Here is a 14,416-nt window from a genome sequence, read left to right on the forward strand (position 1 = left end):
TTCGCATCCGCTGTCGAGTTAGGCGCGGCGGCCCTTCAGGCGCAAGACGTAACCGATGACTTCGGCGACAGCCTGATAGTGTTCGACAGGAATTTCTTCGTCGATGCCGACCGTCGCGTGGAGCGCGCGGGCGAGCGGCGGATTCTCGACGATCGGGACGTGGTGCTCGCCCGCGACCTCGCGGATCTTGAGCGCGACGGCATCGACGCCCTTGGCGAGGCAGAGCGGCGCGGCCATGCCGGGCTCGTATTGCAGCGCCACCGCGAAGTGGGTCGGGTTGGTGATGATGACCGTCGCCTTGGGCACGGCCGCCATCATGCGCTTGCGCACGCGCTGGCTGCGGATCTGGCGCAGCTTGGCCTTGATCTCGGGATTGCCCTCGGAGTTCTTGAACTCCTGCTTGAGTTCCTCCTTCGTCATCTTCTGGCGCTGGTACCAGGAGAAGCGCTGCCAGACGAAGTCGCCGATGGCGATGACGGCGAAAAGCGCCAGCACCGCGCCCATGAGCTGGATCGCCAGCGAAAGCGCCGCCGGCATCAGCGCGGACACGTTCATCTCGGCGAAGGCTTCCAGCCGGTCGTGCTGGTTCCAGAGCGTGTACCAGATCACGATGCCGATCAGCGTCGTCTTGGCGAGGCCCTTGGCGAAGTTGACCCAGGCCTCCTTGCCGAACAGCCGCTTGAGGCCCGCCATCGGCGAGATGCGGTCGAATTTCGGCATCAGCGGCTCGAAGGTCCAGAGCAGCTTGTGCTGGATGAACGCGCCGGCCAGGCCCGCGCAGAGGATGAAGGCGAAGGGCAGGCCGAGCGCCATGAAGCCGGTCAGCACGCCTTGCCGCGTCACCTGCATGAAGGCGGCGCCGTCGGGCGGAACCTGATGGGCGTTCATCAGGAAGCCGCGCAGCGAGAGCATGGCGTCGCGTGCCGACCAGCCGGCAGCGACCAGCAGCGACAGCGTGAAGCCGCAGAGCACGAAGAAGGTGCCGATCTCCTGCGATTTGGGGACGTCGCCTTTCTCCGTGGCTTCGTCCAGCTTTCGCTGGGTCGGGTCCTCTGTCCTGTCTTCCTTGTCGGAGTCGTCCGCCATCCCGCGCTAGCCCCCGGTGAACTGGCGCAGGAAGACGCCGAGCCCGTTCATGAAGACGCTCATCATCACGCCGAGGACGACGAGCAGCATCAGCATGCCGCCGAAGATCGAGGCCGGCACGGCGAGGAAGAAGACCTGGAGCTGCGGCATCATCCGCGCCAGCACGCCCAGCCCGAGATTGAAGAGCAGGCCGAAGACGATGAAGGGCGCCGCGATCTGCACCGCCAGCGCGAAGCCCTGGGCGGTGGAGCGCACGGCGAGCGTCATCACGTCGGTCAGATCCGGCGCACCGCCGGGCGGCAGCAGGCGGTAGCTCTCGTGGATCGCGGCGATGGCGATGTGGTGCAGGTCGCTGGTCAGGATCAGCGTGATGCCGAGCATCGTCAGGAAGTTGCCGATCGAGGGGTTCTGGTTGCCGCCGGTGGGGTCGACCGTCATGGCGAAGCCGAGGCCCATGGACTGGGCGACGATGGTGCCGGCCGTCTGGAGCGCTGCCATCACCAGCCGGGCGCAGACGCCGATGACGAGCCCGATCAGCAATTCGCCGATCAGCAGCGTGGCCAGGGCGGGGAGGGTTTCCGGGATCTGCAGCGAGGGGCGCGCCATCGGCAGGATCATCAGCGCGATGAAAAAGGCGAGCGAGAGCCGGGCGCGCGAGAAGATGAAGCGCTCGCCGATGCCGGGCATGAGCATGACCAGCGTGCCGACCCGCGCGAAGACGAGCACGAACAGCGCGCCGATCTGGGGCAGGATCGCGATCTGCATCGTGCCGCGGTCATCCTCGCGCCGGAATTGACGCCGCGGGACGGCACCACCGGCGAGGGTGGGGCGCAGCCGCGGCAGGTTCATCCGCCCGTGGCGATTCGGACGGCGACCCGTCCCATATAACCTGCCAGGGCGTCTCCCATGAACGGAAGAAGCAGGAGCAGCGAAGCGAAGACGGCGAGAATCTTCGGGACGAAGACCAGCGTCTGCTCCTGGATCTGGGTCAGCGCCTGCACCAGCGAGACGACGAGGCCGACGAGCAGCGCGACCGCCATCAGCGGGCCGCCGACCTTGAGGAAGACGACGATGCCGTCGCGGGCGATGTCGAGGATGGCTCCGGAAGTCATGGTTTCGATCCGTCCCCGCCGTCAGACCGGCATCCGCATGATGTCTTCATAGGCCGCGATGACGCGGTCGCGCACCGCCACCAGCGTCTCGATCGCGGTCTCGCTTTCGGCCACCGCCGTGACGACATCGACCACGTCGGCACGGCCGGCGGCGACGCTCGCCGTCTGGACGTCGGCCTTGCGGCCGGCCTCGGCCGTGGAGTCGAGCGCCTTGCCGAGCAGCGCGGAGAAGTCCGGGCCGCCCGCTTCCGCGCCGCCGATGCCGGCGGCGGGTTTCTTCATCAGGTTGCCGGCGCCCAATCCCCCGATCGAGGCATAGGCGCCTGCAGCGAAGCCCGGTGTAGCCATGGCGGTTCAGTCTCCTTCTGGAGGCGCGCTGTTCAGGCGCGCAGGATGTCGATGGTGCGCTGGATCATCCGCCGGGTGGAGGAGATCAGGTTCAGGTTGGCCTCGTAGCTGCGCTGGGCCTCGCGCATGTCGACCATCTCGACCAGCGAATTGACGTTCGGCATCTGCACGTTGCCGCTGGCGTCGGCGGCCGGGTTGCCGGGCTCGTGCTTGACGCGGAAGGCGCTGGGGTCGCGCTGGACGCGGCCGAGCGCGACCGTCTGGGCATCGAGCTCGCGGTCGAAATGGCGCTGGAAGCTCGGCACCTTGCGGCGATAGGGGTCGGCGCCGGCGCGCTCCGGCCCGGAATCGGCGTTGGCGATGTTCTCGGCGATGACGCGCATGCGCCCCGACTGGCTGCGCAGGCCGGAGGCGGCGATGGCGAGGCTCTTCATCAGTTCCATGAGATGCTCCCTCCGCGATCGCTGCTTCAGCGGCCCTTGCCGATCGCGATCTTCATCAGGCCGAGGCCCTTGCTGTAGAGCGATGCGGCGAGCTGATAGTCGGACTGGTTCTGGGCGACCTTCATCATCTCGTCCTCGAGGTTGACGGCGTTGCCGTTCGGGGTCGTCTCGAAGCGCGGGGCGCCGGTGCTGTCGAAGCCGCCCTTGCCGCCGGTCAGGCTCATATGTCCGGCGCTGGTGCGGGCGAGCGCCACGCCGCCCCGGTCGAAGCCCGGCGGCTTCAGGTCGACGGGGCGGAAGCCCGGGCTGTCGGCATTGGCGACGTTCTCGGACAGCACCTTTTGCCGCGACTGCTGGTAATGCATGCGCAGCTTGAGGGCCTGCATGAGGCCGCCGCCGATGTTCAAGCCGTCATTCGCCATGGCTGCCGCCTCGCAGGGGCGGGCCCGCATGGCCGCCTCACTGGGCAAATCTTGCCGGGCTCATGGTTAAGAAGGCGTTAAACGCATCGTCTTTCGGATAACCGGTTAACCACGCGTTCACCATGTTTCCCGTTAAGGAAAGCGTTATGCTATAGCCAAGGTGTTGAACCTTGAGCGGAACTTCTGCCGCCCAGGGCGGCCGTCGCGGAAGAGGCAGACCTTGCAGAGCTTGTTCGGATTGGAACTCACGACCGCACAGAAGGTGATCGTCGCCTCCGTGGTCATCCTGGTGCTTCTTGCCCTGCTCGGCCTGTTCGTTCGGCAGATACAGGGTGGGCGCCTCAGGATGCGCGGGCAGGCCGGCGGTCGGCAGCGCCAGCCACGGCTGGGCATCGTCGATACCTATGATCTCGACCGGCAGCGCCAGCTCGTGCTGATCCGCCGCGACAATGTCGAGCATCTCATCATGCTCGGCGGGGCCTCCGACGTCGTCGTCGAGACCAATATCCTGCGCAGCGGCGCGCGCGCCACGGCTCCCTCCTATAGCGAGGGCGCGGCGCCCGACAGGCCGCTGCCGCCCTTCGAGACGCTGGTGCCGCCGAGCGAGCCTGCCTTGCGGGCCGGTGACGAGATTCGCCGCGGTGCTGCGGTTTCCGCCAGCCCCGACGTCCTGCCCCCGTTGCCCACCCGCCACGCCCAGACGCATGCCGAGGCCGTCACTGCAGCGAGCGCGGGCGTCGCGGCCGCGCTCGGCCTCGAGGAGGTCGGCGCTGCCGCTGCGCCCACGCCGGTTGCGCCCGCTCCGGTTCCGCCGGCGCCGGCTCCCATGCCCCCGATGACGACCGGCCCGGCTCCGAGCTTCCCGCGCGAGCATGCGCCGGCGCCCGCCGTGAGCGCCGACGAACTCGACGACATGACGAAGCAGCTCGAGGCGGCGCTGAAGCGTCCGTTCTCGGCCGTGCGGCCCGCGAATCTGCCGCCCGAGCCGCAGGTAGAGGCGGTCGTGGTGCCGCCCAAGCCCGCCGCGCCTGCGCCGGTCGTTCCGGGAGCGAGCCGGGAGCCGATCGCTTCGCCGTCCAGGCCGGTCGAGCCGCCCAGGACCGTGGAGCCGCCCAAGCCGGCCGGCCCCTTCGCGCCTGCGGACCGGGTCAAGCCGGCCGAGCCGGCGAAAGCTCAACCGGCTCCGGATGCTCCCGCAGCGCCGTCGACCCCGGCTTCGGTGGCGACGAGCATGGAGGCTGAGCTCGAGGCTGCTCTCGGATTGAAGCCGGCGCGCGTGCCGCCGACGCATGCCGAGCCGAAGCCGCCGCAAGCGAGCCCCGCTGCTGAAAAGCCCGCCGCTGAAAAAACCGGCAGCGAGAAGCCCGCGCCGGTCGTTGGACCGGTGGAGCCGGAACCGTCCGTGACCGTCGCGGAGCCTGCCCAGCCCAAGCCTGCCCAGCCCAAACAGGCCGAGGCCCCCGAGCCGCAGAAGCCGACCGAGGCAGCCAAGGAGCCGGAGCCGGCGAAGGAGATCGATCCGTTCTCGGTCGATGCGATCGAGGCCGAGTTCGCCCGGCTGCTCGGCCGCGATCCCAAGGCGAAATCCTGAGCGGCGCGGCGCGCCGGCACAGCCTGGCCGCCGCCATCAACAGGAATGTCGCCGATCCTGCGGCGGGCCGGTCCGCCGCGGTTGCTTGCCGATGCCCGCCCGCTAGCTTCGTCTCGCCCGATCGTCTGAGTCGGGCGGCAGCGACGGTCGCGCGTGATACCCTACCTCGCCACGGCAAGACGGCGGCGCCTGTGCCGATCCCTGACGGCAGCGGTGCTGCTGCTCGGCCTCGTCGCGACGCCGGCAATGCCGCAGACGCTGTCGCTCGATCTCGGGCAGGGCGGCGGCGTAGCGGAGCGGGCGCTCCAGCTCATCGCCGTGATCACGGTGCTGTCGCTGGCGCCGTCCATCCTGGTCATGGTGACGTCGTTCACGCGCATCGTCGTGGTGCTGTCGCTGCTGCGCTCGGCGCTGGGCACGCAGACGGCGCCGCCCAACACGGTGATCATCGGGCTGGCGCTGTTCCTGACCGGCTTCGTGATGGCGCCGACCTTGCGGGAAGCCTACACGACCGCCGTGCAGCCGCTCGTCGCCGGGCAGATCCAGCCGCAGGAAGCCTATAACCGCGGCGTCGTGCCCTTCAGGACCTTCATGCTGAAGCATGTGCGCGAGAAGGATCTGCAGCTCTTCCTCGACATGTCGCAGGGCGCGCGCCCCCAGACGCCGCAGGATATCGGCATCGAGGTGCTGGTGCCGGCCTTCATGATCTCGGAGCTCAGGCGGGCTTTCGAGATCGGCTTCCTGCTGTTCGTGCCCTTCCTGATCATCGACCTCGTGGTCGCCTCGATCCTGATGTCGGTGGGCATGATGATGCTGCCGCCGGTGACGGTGGCGCTGCCGTTCAAGCTGATCTTCTTCGTGCTGGTCGACGGCTGGGGGTTGGTCGCCGGCTCGCTGGTGAAGAGCTATGGCGGTGGGTGAATCATCGCTCAATCACGTATCGGATCAATTGGCTGAACGCGGTTCCTCAGAGCTTGATTCAGCCGGGCTTTAGCCCACCACGACCCGGCCGCGCTGAATGCGCAGGCTGAGCTGGCCGTTCTTGAGCGCCAGCGCCTTCTCGCCGAAGACCTCGCGCCGCCAGCCCTTCAGCGCCGGCACGTCCGACAATTCGTCGGAGGCGATGGCTTCGAGGTCGTCGGCCGTGGCGATGATCTTGGGCGCGACGCGCTCGGCGTCGGCGGTCGCCTTGAGCAGCACCTTGAGCAGGTCGAGCACCGCGCCGTTGGTCGGCCGGCCACGCTCGCGCTCCAGCCGGGGCAGGGCTTTCGGATCAATCGCGGCTGCGCGCTCGATCGCGGCGAGAACCTCGCCGCCATTGCGCGAACGCTCGAAACCGTTGGGCACGGAGCGCAATTCCGCGAGAGCCTCGACCGAGCGCGGGCCGCGCTGGACGATGTCCATCAGCGCGTCGTCCTTGAGCACGCGCTGGCGCGGCACGTCGCGACTCTGCGCCTCGCGCTCGCGCCAGGCGGCGATCTCCATCAGCAGCGGCAGCTCGCGCGGCTTGCGGATGCGGCCCTTGAGGCGCAGCCAGGCATTCTCTGGTTTGACCTCATAGGTGGCGGGCGAGCTCAGAACCGCCATCTCCTCGGCGACCCAGGCCTCGCGGCCGCTGGCGTCGAGATCCTCCTTCAGCGCGAGATAAACCTGGCGCAGATGGGTGACGTCCGATTCGGCATAGGAGAGCTGCGCCTCGGTGAGAGGGCGGCGCGACCAGTCGGTGAAGCGCGAGGACTTGTCGATGCGCGCCTTGGCGAGGTCGTTGGCGAGCTGCTCGTAGCCGACCGAGTCGCCATAGCCGCAGACCATGGCGGCGACCTGGGTGTCGAAAAGCGGTGTCGGCAGCACGCGCCCGAGCAGCCAGACGATTTCCAGATCCTGGCGGGCGGCGTGGAAGACTTTCACCACGGCCTCGTTGACCATCAGCCCGAAGAAGGGGGCGAGATCGAGATCGGGCGCGAGCGGATCGACCAGCACTGCCTCATCCGGCGAGGCGAGCTGGATCAGGCAGAGTTTCGGATAATAGGTCGTCTCGCGGAGGAACTCGGTGTCCACCGTGACGAAGGGATGAGCCGCAAGGCGGTCACAGGCTGCGGAGAGCTCGGCGGTATCGGTGATCAGATGCATGGCTTTCGGCTCATAGCAGACAGCGATGCGGGATGTCGCGGGCGTTCTTGACATTTCGGGCGCGCGCGTGTGGTTAGCCCCGAAAAGCTGTGCGCTGGCCCTTTCGGCCTGTTCCCGGCGCCTTTTGCCGAAAGACCGATACCGTGACCTTGCATCGCTACCGTTCCCACACCTGCGGCGCGCTCCGTGACAGCGACATCGGCCAGAATGTCCGTCTCTCCGGCTGGTGCCATCGCATTCGCGACCATGGCGGCGTGCTCTTCATCGACCTGCGCGACCATTATGGCATGACGCAGGTCGTGATCGACCCGGATTCGCCGGCCTTCGCGGACGCCGAGACGCTGCGCTCGGAATGGGTCGTGCGCATCGACGGCAAGGTCAAGGCGCGTCTCGCCGGCACCGAGAACGCCAACCTGCCGACCGGCGCGGTCGAGGTCTTCGCGACAGGCATCGAGGTGCTCGGTCCCTCGGCCGAATTGCCGCTGCCGGTCTTCGGCGATCTCGAATATCCAGAGGATACCCGCCTCAAGTACCGCTTCCTCGACCTGCGTCGCGAGAAGCTGCACAACAACATCATGCTGCGCACCAAGGTCATCGACTCGATGCGCCGCCGCATGAAGGATTCCGGCTTCTCCGAGTTCCAGACGCCGATCCTGACCGCGTCCTCGCCGGAAGGCGCGCGCGACTTCCTGGTGCCGAGCCGCCTGCACCCCGGTAAGTTCTACGCGCTGCCGCAGGCGCCGCAGCAGTACAAGCAGCTCCTGATGATGGCGGGCTTCGACCGCTATTTCCAGATCGCGCCCTGCTTCCGCGACGAGGACCCGCGCGCCGACCGCCTGCCGGGCGAGTTCTACCAGCTCGACGTCGAGATGAGCTTCGTCGAGCAGGAGGACGTGTTCGCGACGATGGAGCCGGTCATTACCGGCGTGTTCGAGGAATTCGCCGAGGGCCGCACCGTCCAGAAGAATTGGCCGCGCATTCCCTATGCCGAGTCGATCGCCAAATACGGCTCCGACAAGCCGGACCTGCGCAACCCGCTGGTGATGCAGGATGTTTCCGAGCATTTCCGCGGCTCGGGCTTCAAGGTCTTCGCGCGCATCCTGGAAGGCGAGAAGAACCGCGTCTGGGCGATTCCAGCTCCGGGCGGCGGTTCGCGCGCCTTCTGCGACCGGATGAACTCCTGGGCGCAGGGCGAGGGTCAGCCCGGCCTCGGCTACCTGATGGTCAAGGAAGACGGCGAGGGCCAGGGGCCGATCGCCAACAACATCGGGCCTGAGCGCGTCGCGGGAATCATCAAGCAGATGGGGCTGAAGGGCGGCGACGCCTGCTTCTTCGTCGCGGGCGATCCGGACAAGTTCTACAAGTTCGCCGGCAGCGCCCGGAACAAGGTCGGCCAGGAGCTCAACCTGATCGACGAGAACGTCTTCGCCTTCGCCTGGATCGTCGATTTCCCGATGTTCGAGTATAACGAGGACGAGAAGAAGGTCGATTTCTCGCACAATCCCTTCTCGATGCCGCAGGGCGGCCTGAAGGCGCTGACCGAGGAAGACCCGCTCTCGCTCAAGGCGTTCCAGTACGACATCGCCTGCAACGGCTTCGAGCTGGCCTCCGGCGGCATCCGCAACCACCGCCCCGAGGCGATGGTGAAGGCCTTCGAGATCGCCGGCTATGGCGAGGAGACGGTGATCGAGCGCTTCGGCGGCATGTATCGCGCCTTCCAGTACGGCGCTCCGCCGCATGGCGGCATGGCGGCGGGCGTCGACCGCATCATCATGCTGTTGGCGCGCGCGACGAACCTGCGCGAGGTCGCGCTGTTCCCGATGAACCAGCAGGCCGTCGACCTGCTGATGGGGGCACCGGCCGAGGCGACGCCGAAGCAGCTTCGCGAGGCGCATCTGCGCGTCAACCTGCCCGAGAAGAACGGCTGACCACCATGCCTTCGCTGCCTGTCGGGCGAGCCCTGCTGCTCGCCTGCTTCCTCGCGCTGCCGCTGGGCGCTTGCGTCGCCGACGGGGGCGACACCAGCGCCGGCCGCGCTTCGGTCCTCGCGACGACGATCTCGCGGGCGAGCGCCTGCAAGGCCGGCTCGCCGCAGCGCTCGACGCTGGACCGTTTCCTGGCGGCCGAGACGGCACGTGGCGCCACGCCTGAGCAGATCGCGGCGGCGCGCTCGGCCTATGTCTCCGTCTCCGAGGCCGAGATGGTCAATCAGGATGCGCGGCCGCAAGCCTGTGCGGCTGAGGAGCGCGCCGCGCTGAAGGAGCGCATGGCCCGAATCAGGGCCGGCCAGTTCGACTCACCCTGAGCCGGCCAGACGGGCATGCTTCCGAAACCATCTCTCGCGGCAGCGCTCCTGCTCGGCCTCACCGCCTGCACGAGCGCCGGCCCGATTCCCGGCACGGTCGAATATGCCGCCGCGACCGTTTCGCGCGGCTATGATTGCGGCTTGCGTGTCGATCGCGGCCGCATCATCGCGCGGCTCGACCGGCAGGAGCGGGCGGCCTTCGTCGCGGCCAATGCGGGCTATGCGGTGCGCTCCTACAAGGCGCCGCATGCTTGCGGAAGCGCCGAGCGCGAGCGGGTGCAGGGCGAACTCGCGGCGCTGTCGCGGCGCTGAATTCGCTTGATTCCGGCCGGTTCGCATGGCCAGAAGGCCGCAATGCCTGCCGCCGCGATCACCGCCATCGTCGTCAGCTACGACAGCGCCGAAGTTCTGCCTGCCTGCCTCGATGCGCTGGCAGGCGAGGGCGTGCCGGCGATCGTCGTCGACAATGCCAGCGGCGACGACAGCCGGGGCATCGCGGAGAAGCGCGGTGCGCGCGTTATCGCCAATGCCCGCAACGAAGGGTATGGCCGCGCCAACAATCTCGGCGTGGCGGCGGCGGATACGCCCTATGTGCTGATCGTCAATCCCGATCTGGAGCTGAAGCGGGGCGCTGCCGCTGCTTTGCTGGCGGCGGCCGGGCGCTACCCCGATGCCGGGATGCTGGCACCGCGCATCGTCGAGCCCTCGGGGCGCGTCTTCCTGCAGCCGCGCTCGTTGCTCTCGCCTGATCATCTCAATCGCAGCGGTGCGATGGTCGTGCCGGAGGGAGATGCCTGCCTGCCGTTCCTCTCCGGTGCCTGCCTGCTGATCCCGCGCGAAACCTTCCTCGCGCTCGGCGGCTTCGATCCGGCGATCTTCCTGTTCTACGAGGATGACGATCTCTGCCGGCGGATGCGCGATGCCGGCCATGCCCTCATCCATGTCGATGGTGCCGAGGCACGGCATGGGCGGGGGAAGTCGAGCGCACCGTCTCCGCAGCGGCGCTTCAAGGCGCGCTGGCACCTCGCCTGGTCGGAGCATTACATCGCCCGCAAATATGGCCTGCCGGAGCCGGCGCCGCTGCGCAGGCTGGAGAATCTCGGCAAGACATTGGGTTACGGCGTCCTCCTCAACCGCGAGAAGATGTTCGCCCATGCCGGTTCCGCCGCCGGCGCGCGGGCCTGGGCGCGCGGCGAGACGGCGCTGGCATATGAAGGGCTGGAGACTGCGCCATGATCCGCAACGCACCGGGGATCGAGAAGGCGCTCGCCAATCCGCACAATAATTTCGGCCTGCTCAGGCTGGTGATGGCGCTCGCCGTGGTCGTCTCGCACGCCTTCAGCGTCACCGACGGGCGGGTCGAGCAGGAGCCCTGGTTCCAGACCACCGGCTTCACGCTCGGCGAGCATGCGGTCAACGGCTTCTTCGCGATTTCCGGCTTCCTCGTGACGATGAGCTTCGTCAGGCGCGGCTGGCGCGACTATGTGGTGGCGCGGCTGCTCAGGATCGCGCCCGGCCTGATCGCGGCGACGCTGGTCGTGGCGCTGCTGCTCGGCGCGGCGATGACCTCGCTCGATCTCGGCAGCTATGTCAGGGACCCGCGGCTCTGGCGCTTCATCTCCGCGACGCTGACCAGCTTCAAGAGCTCAGCGGCGCTTCCCGGCGTCTTCGAGCACAACCCGCTGCAATTCCCGATGGGAACGGTGTGGACGCTGAAATACGAGACTTTGTGCTATCTCGGCGTGCTCGTCGCCGGGCTCGCCGGCCTGCTGGCGAAGCCGCGCGTCATGCTGGCGGCCGGGCTGGCCCTGACGCTGGCGGTGGTGCTGCGCGAGGTCGTGACGCCTCATGGATCGAAAGGCACCGAGACGGCGCTGCGCCTGCCGCTGATCTTCCTCGCCGGGGGGCTGTGCTATCTCTATCGCGAGAGGGTGCCGCTCTCGCTGCCGCTGCTGGCGCTGGCCATTCTCGCCTTGGTGCCGCTGTCCTTCACGCCGCTCTACAAGGCGGCGCTCTATCTCGTCAGCGCCTGGGGCGTCCTTGTGCTGGCGCTGGCCCCGGCTCTGACACGCCGTTCGGTCGAGCCGCCGGCCGATCTCTCCTACGGCGTCTATCTCTATGGCTGGCCGGCGCAGCAGGCGCTGCATGCGCTGTTCCCGGGCCTCGGGGCGATGGCGCTGCTCTGGCCTTCGCTCGCCGTCACGCTGGTCGTGGCGGCGCTGTCCTGGTTCCTCGTCGAGAAGCCGGCGCTGGGCCTGAAGCGCCGCCTGCTCAAGGGCTCCTGACCGCGGCGATGAACTCCTCGATGCGGCTGCTGAGCAGGAGCGGCAGCAACGCGTCGATCCGCGGCTTGGGCAGATCCCACCAGCGCGTCTCCAGCAAGGCCGCGACCTTCGCCTCGTCGAAGCGCAGGCGGAAGACGCGGGCCGGATTGCCGGCGACGATGGCATAGGGCGGCACGTCGCGCCTGACCACGGCGCGGGCGGCGATGACGGCGCCATGGCCGATCGTCACGCCCGACAGGATCATGCATTGCGAGCCGAGCCAGACGTCGTGGCCGATGACGACGTCGCCGCGTGTCGCGTCATGCCCGGTGAAGCCGGTCGCTGCCGGCCAGAGCCCGGGCAGGGCCGGGAAGGGATAGGTCGTCGTCCAGTCGAGCCGGTGGTTGCCGCCGAGCAGGATCTCGACGCCGTCAGCAATCGAGCCGTAGCGGCCGATGACGAGCTTCGCCCCGCTCTCGGGAAAGCGCACCTTCGGCCGGCCATAGGTATAGGCGCCGGCGACGATCTGGCCCGGCCGCCGGGCGATGAGATGCGCCAGATGCAGCCGGGTCTGGTTGTCGCGGTTCACGTATTTGCGCAGCAGGCCGCGGGTGACGGGCGGCAGGCCCGCCCACCAGGCCTGCAGCGCGGAAGGGCGCCAGTCGCGATCCTCGGGCGCGATGGCGCCCTCCGACTTATCGGGCATCGGCCTTGACATCGATCTTGTCGAAGATCTCGGTCGGCTGGGTGATGGTCAGCACGTCGGCGAGGCCGAGGCCGGACGGCGATTTCGCCGTGGCGTCGATCGTCAGCGTGCCGGGCTTGGCGACGAAGCGCGAGGCCGCCGACGCCAGGGTCTTCGCCGCATCGGACGGGCCCAGCATGGCGGCGAGCCCGACACTCGCGACCATGGTGAACTGTTGGCGCACCTCCTCGACCTTGCGGCCGGTGTCGCGCGCCTGCTTCGCGATCAGTTTCTCGACGAGACCGAAATTCTGCAGCTTGATCTGGAGGTTGCGGGCCGTCGCGCCGAGCGCCGCCACCTGGGCGAGCGCGAGATCGCTCGAGAACAGGTCCTGCGTCACATTGGCGAGCGTGCCGTTGGCATCGAGCTGCACCAGGCCGGCGCTGCCGAGCGAGAGGGTGCGGATGGCGAGCTCGTTCTTCGCTGCCTCCCAGGCCAGGTCGAGCTTCGCCGAGAGGTCGAGCTTGTCGATGCCCATGGCGAGCAGCTCTGCGATTCCCGGATTGTCGCCGGTATCGACGACCGGCGTGACCAGCTTGTCGATCGTCAGGCCGAGGCTGGTCGGAATGCCGTTCAGCGGCTCGCCACCCTTCAGCTCGAAGGTGCCGAGAGCGATCTTGATCGGCTGCTTGCCCGGGATGATCGGCGGCGCATCGACCGAAAGCCCGGTCAGGCGGACGGTTCCGATCTTCGGAATGAAGCGCCGGTAGTCGATATTCGCGATATCCTGGTCGGGGCCGGCGAGGGCGGCGCGCAACTCACGCGCGGCATTCCCGAAGGAGAAGCCGGAATAGCTGATCGAATCGACCTTGCCCTTGCCGGGGCCGCTGGTGAACGCCATGCCTTCGATCGCGAAGCCCGACTTGTCCGGCGCATTCTCGCCGAAGGCCATGCGCGCGATCGTCCATTCGACCGGATCCTTCGGCTTGGCGCCCTTGTCTGCCGCAGGCGGGCGGATCAGGGCCTTGAAATCGCGTGCCTCGCCGCTGCCGTAGTCGAACATGTCGAACAGCGTCAGCATCGACAGGGCGAAGCGCTTCTCGACATCGCTCTTGTCGTCCTTGGCGGCCGACTTGTCGTCCGCCTTCTTCTCGAGCTCCTCGGAGCCCTTACCGACCTTGTCGAGGAGGTCGAGCAGGGGCTCCGGCCCGACCTTCGCCGTGAAGCCGCGCGCCGTGGTCTTGCCGATCGACATTTTGCCGGCCTGGCCCATGTCGATGTCGTAGCCGTCCTGCTCGAAGCTGCCGATCACCGGGACATAGGGCTCGTTCGTCCCGGGCGTCGCCTTCTCGGTGAGGACACGCGCCGACTGCTTGAGATCGAGCATGTCGAAAGCGGTGCGCTTCAGCGTGCCCTTCATCGCCCCGGCAGGGCCACCCAGGGCGCTGAGGCTGGCGCTCCCCGATTCGCCATGCGCGATCTTGCCGTCGCGGATGTCGGTGAAGCGGATGTCACGATAGGTCGTGGACTGCTTCTGCTCGCCGAACGCCTGCTCCATGGTGAGCTCGGGCGCGCTGATCTCGGTTGCGGTCAGCTTCGCGATTCGGGTCGAGGCGGTTTCGTTCGCACCGCTGGCGAAAAGCGCGAGGAAGGCGTCCTTCTCGAGATTCGAGCCTTTGACGGCGACCTTCGGGATGCTGATGACGAGCCGGCCCAGATCGATGCGGACGTTGTCGACCTGGAAATCCGCGGCCCAGGCAGGAGCGGAAAGCGCGACGAAAACAGCCGCGAGGGCCGTGTTCCCGAGATGCGTTGGCCGGCGAAGGCGCGCAGCGGTCATGATATTCTCCTGTTCAGTGCCGGGCGAAACTGCCGCAACCGAGCGGCGAAAGAAAGCCGTCCTTCGCTCGAGGGCGTCATAGGAGCGAATGATCATGACGGAATTCTTGACCTGAGACGGCGGAAAGCTGTCTTCTGCCGAAGATTCGCCATCGCCGCCTTCTAGCTCGGAGCCCGGCGACGATCGCCAT

At 67.8% G+C, this 14,416-nt stretch carries 16 protein-coding genes; 7 read left to right on the forward strand and 9 right to left on the reverse strand.

The genetic code is table 11. The features are described from left to right. Positions 1–18 precede the first annotated feature (18 nt). The 6 genes from flhB to GGC47_RS07750 all read right to left on the reverse strand — a co-directional run bounded on the left by flhB (position 19) and on the right by GGC47_RS07750 (position 3,411). Positions 19–1,086, reverse strand: coding sequence for a flagellar biosynthesis protein FlhB (gene flhB / locus GGC47_RS07725; RefSeq protein ID WP_038358649.1), 1,068 nt, complete (start codon positions 1,084–1,086; stop codon positions 19–21). Between the two features lie 6 nt (positions 1,087–1,092). Beyond that, on the reverse strand, positions 1,093–1,851 hold the full coding sequence (fliR, locus tag GGC47_RS07730) for a flagellar biosynthetic protein FliR (protein ID WP_038359952.1): 759 nt from the start codon (positions 1,849–1,851) through the stop codon (positions 1,093–1,095). Between the two features lie 80 nt (positions 1,852–1,931). Then, the gene (gene fliQ / locus GGC47_RS07735) at positions 1,932–2,198 is read right to left on the reverse strand and encodes a flagellar biosynthesis protein FliQ (RefSeq protein ID WP_038358647.1); all 267 of its coding nucleotides are present in this window, start codon (positions 2,196–2,198) and stop codon (positions 1,932–1,934) included. Between the two features lie 21 nt (positions 2,199–2,219). After that, positions 2,220–2,546: a flagellar hook-basal body complex protein FliE gene (gene fliE / locus GGC47_RS07740; protein ID WP_038358645.1), complete on the reverse strand. Its 327-nt coding sequence runs from the start codon at positions 2,544–2,546 to the stop codon at positions 2,220–2,222. A 32-nt stretch (positions 2,547–2,578) separates the two neighbouring features. Beyond that, positions 2,579–2,989: a flagellar basal body rod protein FlgC gene (gene flgC, locus GGC47_RS07745; protein ID WP_038358643.1), complete on the reverse strand. Its 411-nt coding sequence runs from the start codon at positions 2,987–2,989 to the stop codon at positions 2,579–2,581. A 26-nt stretch (positions 2,990–3,015) separates the two neighbouring features. Then, complete coding sequence (locus GGC47_RS07750; RefSeq protein WP_038358641.1) at positions 3,016–3,411, reverse strand: flagellar basal body rod protein FlgB; 396 nt, start codon at positions 3,409–3,411, stop codon at positions 3,016–3,018. 220 nt (positions 3,412–3,631) lie between these two features. Between GGC47_RS07750 and GGC47_RS07755 the strand changes: the two genes are divergently transcribed. Together GGC47_RS07755 and fliP are read left to right on the forward strand one after the other, a co-directional pair. Next, positions 3,632–5,002 (forward strand): hypothetical protein, encoded by a 1,371-nt coding sequence (locus tag GGC47_RS07755; RefSeq protein ID WP_429067553.1) that lies wholly within the window; start codon positions 3,632–3,634, stop codon positions 5,000–5,002. Positions 5,003–5,155: 153 nt separating this feature from the next. Beyond that, the gene (gene fliP / locus GGC47_RS07760; protein ID WP_370956101.1) at positions 5,156–5,923 is read left to right on the forward strand and encodes a flagellar type III secretion system pore protein FliP; all 768 of its coding nucleotides are present in this window, start codon (positions 5,156–5,158) and stop codon (positions 5,921–5,923) included. A 69-nt stretch (positions 5,924–5,992) separates the two neighbouring features. Here fliP and rnd read toward each other — a convergent pair whose 3' ends face one another. Beyond that, positions 5,993–7,132, reverse strand: coding sequence for a ribonuclease D (gene rnd, locus GGC47_RS07765; RefSeq protein ID WP_142021879.1), 1,140 nt, complete (start codon positions 7,130–7,132; stop codon positions 5,993–5,995). 149 nt (positions 7,133–7,281) lie between these two features. On the opposite strand from rnd, the gene aspS reads away from it, so the two are divergent. The 5 genes from aspS to GGC47_RS07790 are packed head-to-tail and all read left to right on the forward strand — an operon-like array spanning position 7,282 to position 11,722. After that, a complete protein-coding gene (gene aspS / locus GGC47_RS07770) occupies positions 7,282–9,060 on the forward strand; it encodes an aspartate--tRNA ligase (RefSeq protein WP_142021920.1) in 1,779 nt (592 codons plus the stop codon). Between the two features lie 5 nt (positions 9,061–9,065). Beyond that, positions 9,066–9,437 (forward strand): hypothetical protein, encoded by a 372-nt coding sequence (locus tag GGC47_RS07775; protein ID WP_038358637.1) that lies wholly within the window; start codon positions 9,066–9,068, stop codon positions 9,435–9,437. Positions 9,438–9,452: 15 nt separating this feature from the next. Further along, the gene (locus GGC47_RS07780; RefSeq protein ID WP_113254699.1) at positions 9,453–9,749 is read left to right on the forward strand and encodes a hypothetical protein; all 297 of its coding nucleotides are present in this window, start codon (positions 9,453–9,455) and stop codon (positions 9,747–9,749) included. Positions 9,750–9,791: 42 nt separating this feature from the next. Continuing rightward, positions 9,792–10,673, forward strand: coding sequence for a glycosyltransferase family 2 protein (locus tag GGC47_RS07785; protein ID WP_142021880.1), 882 nt, complete (start codon positions 9,792–9,794; stop codon positions 10,671–10,673). Beyond that, positions 10,670–11,722: an acyltransferase family protein gene (locus tag GGC47_RS07790; RefSeq protein ID WP_142021881.1), complete on the forward strand. Its 1,053-nt coding sequence runs from the start codon at positions 10,670–10,672 to the stop codon at positions 11,720–11,722. The genes GGC47_RS07785 and GGC47_RS07790 overlap by 4 nt, the downstream gene beginning before the upstream one ends. Here GGC47_RS07790 and GGC47_RS07795 read toward each other — a convergent pair. Both GGC47_RS07795 and GGC47_RS07800 read right to left on the reverse strand, forming a co-directional pair. Further along, on the reverse strand, positions 11,709–12,407 hold the full coding sequence (locus tag GGC47_RS07795) for a CatB-related O-acetyltransferase (RefSeq protein WP_142021882.1): 699 nt from the start codon (positions 12,405–12,407) through the stop codon (positions 11,709–11,711). The two genes, GGC47_RS07790 and GGC47_RS07795, sit on opposite strands and share 14 nt — an antisense overlap. Further along, the gene (locus GGC47_RS07800) at positions 12,397–14,226 is read right to left on the reverse strand and encodes a hypothetical protein (RefSeq protein ID WP_142021883.1); all 1,830 of its coding nucleotides are present in this window, start codon (positions 14,224–14,226) and stop codon (positions 12,397–12,399) included. Before GGC47_RS07800 ends, GGC47_RS07795 begins: the two co-directional genes overlap by 11 nt. Positions 14,227–14,416 lie beyond the last annotated feature (190 nt).

This window comes from Allobosea sp. OAE752 (assembly GCF_050433265.1).
Classification (GTDB): Bacteria; Pseudomonadota; Alphaproteobacteria; order Rhizobiales; family Beijerinckiaceae; genus Allobosea; species Allobosea spartocytisi.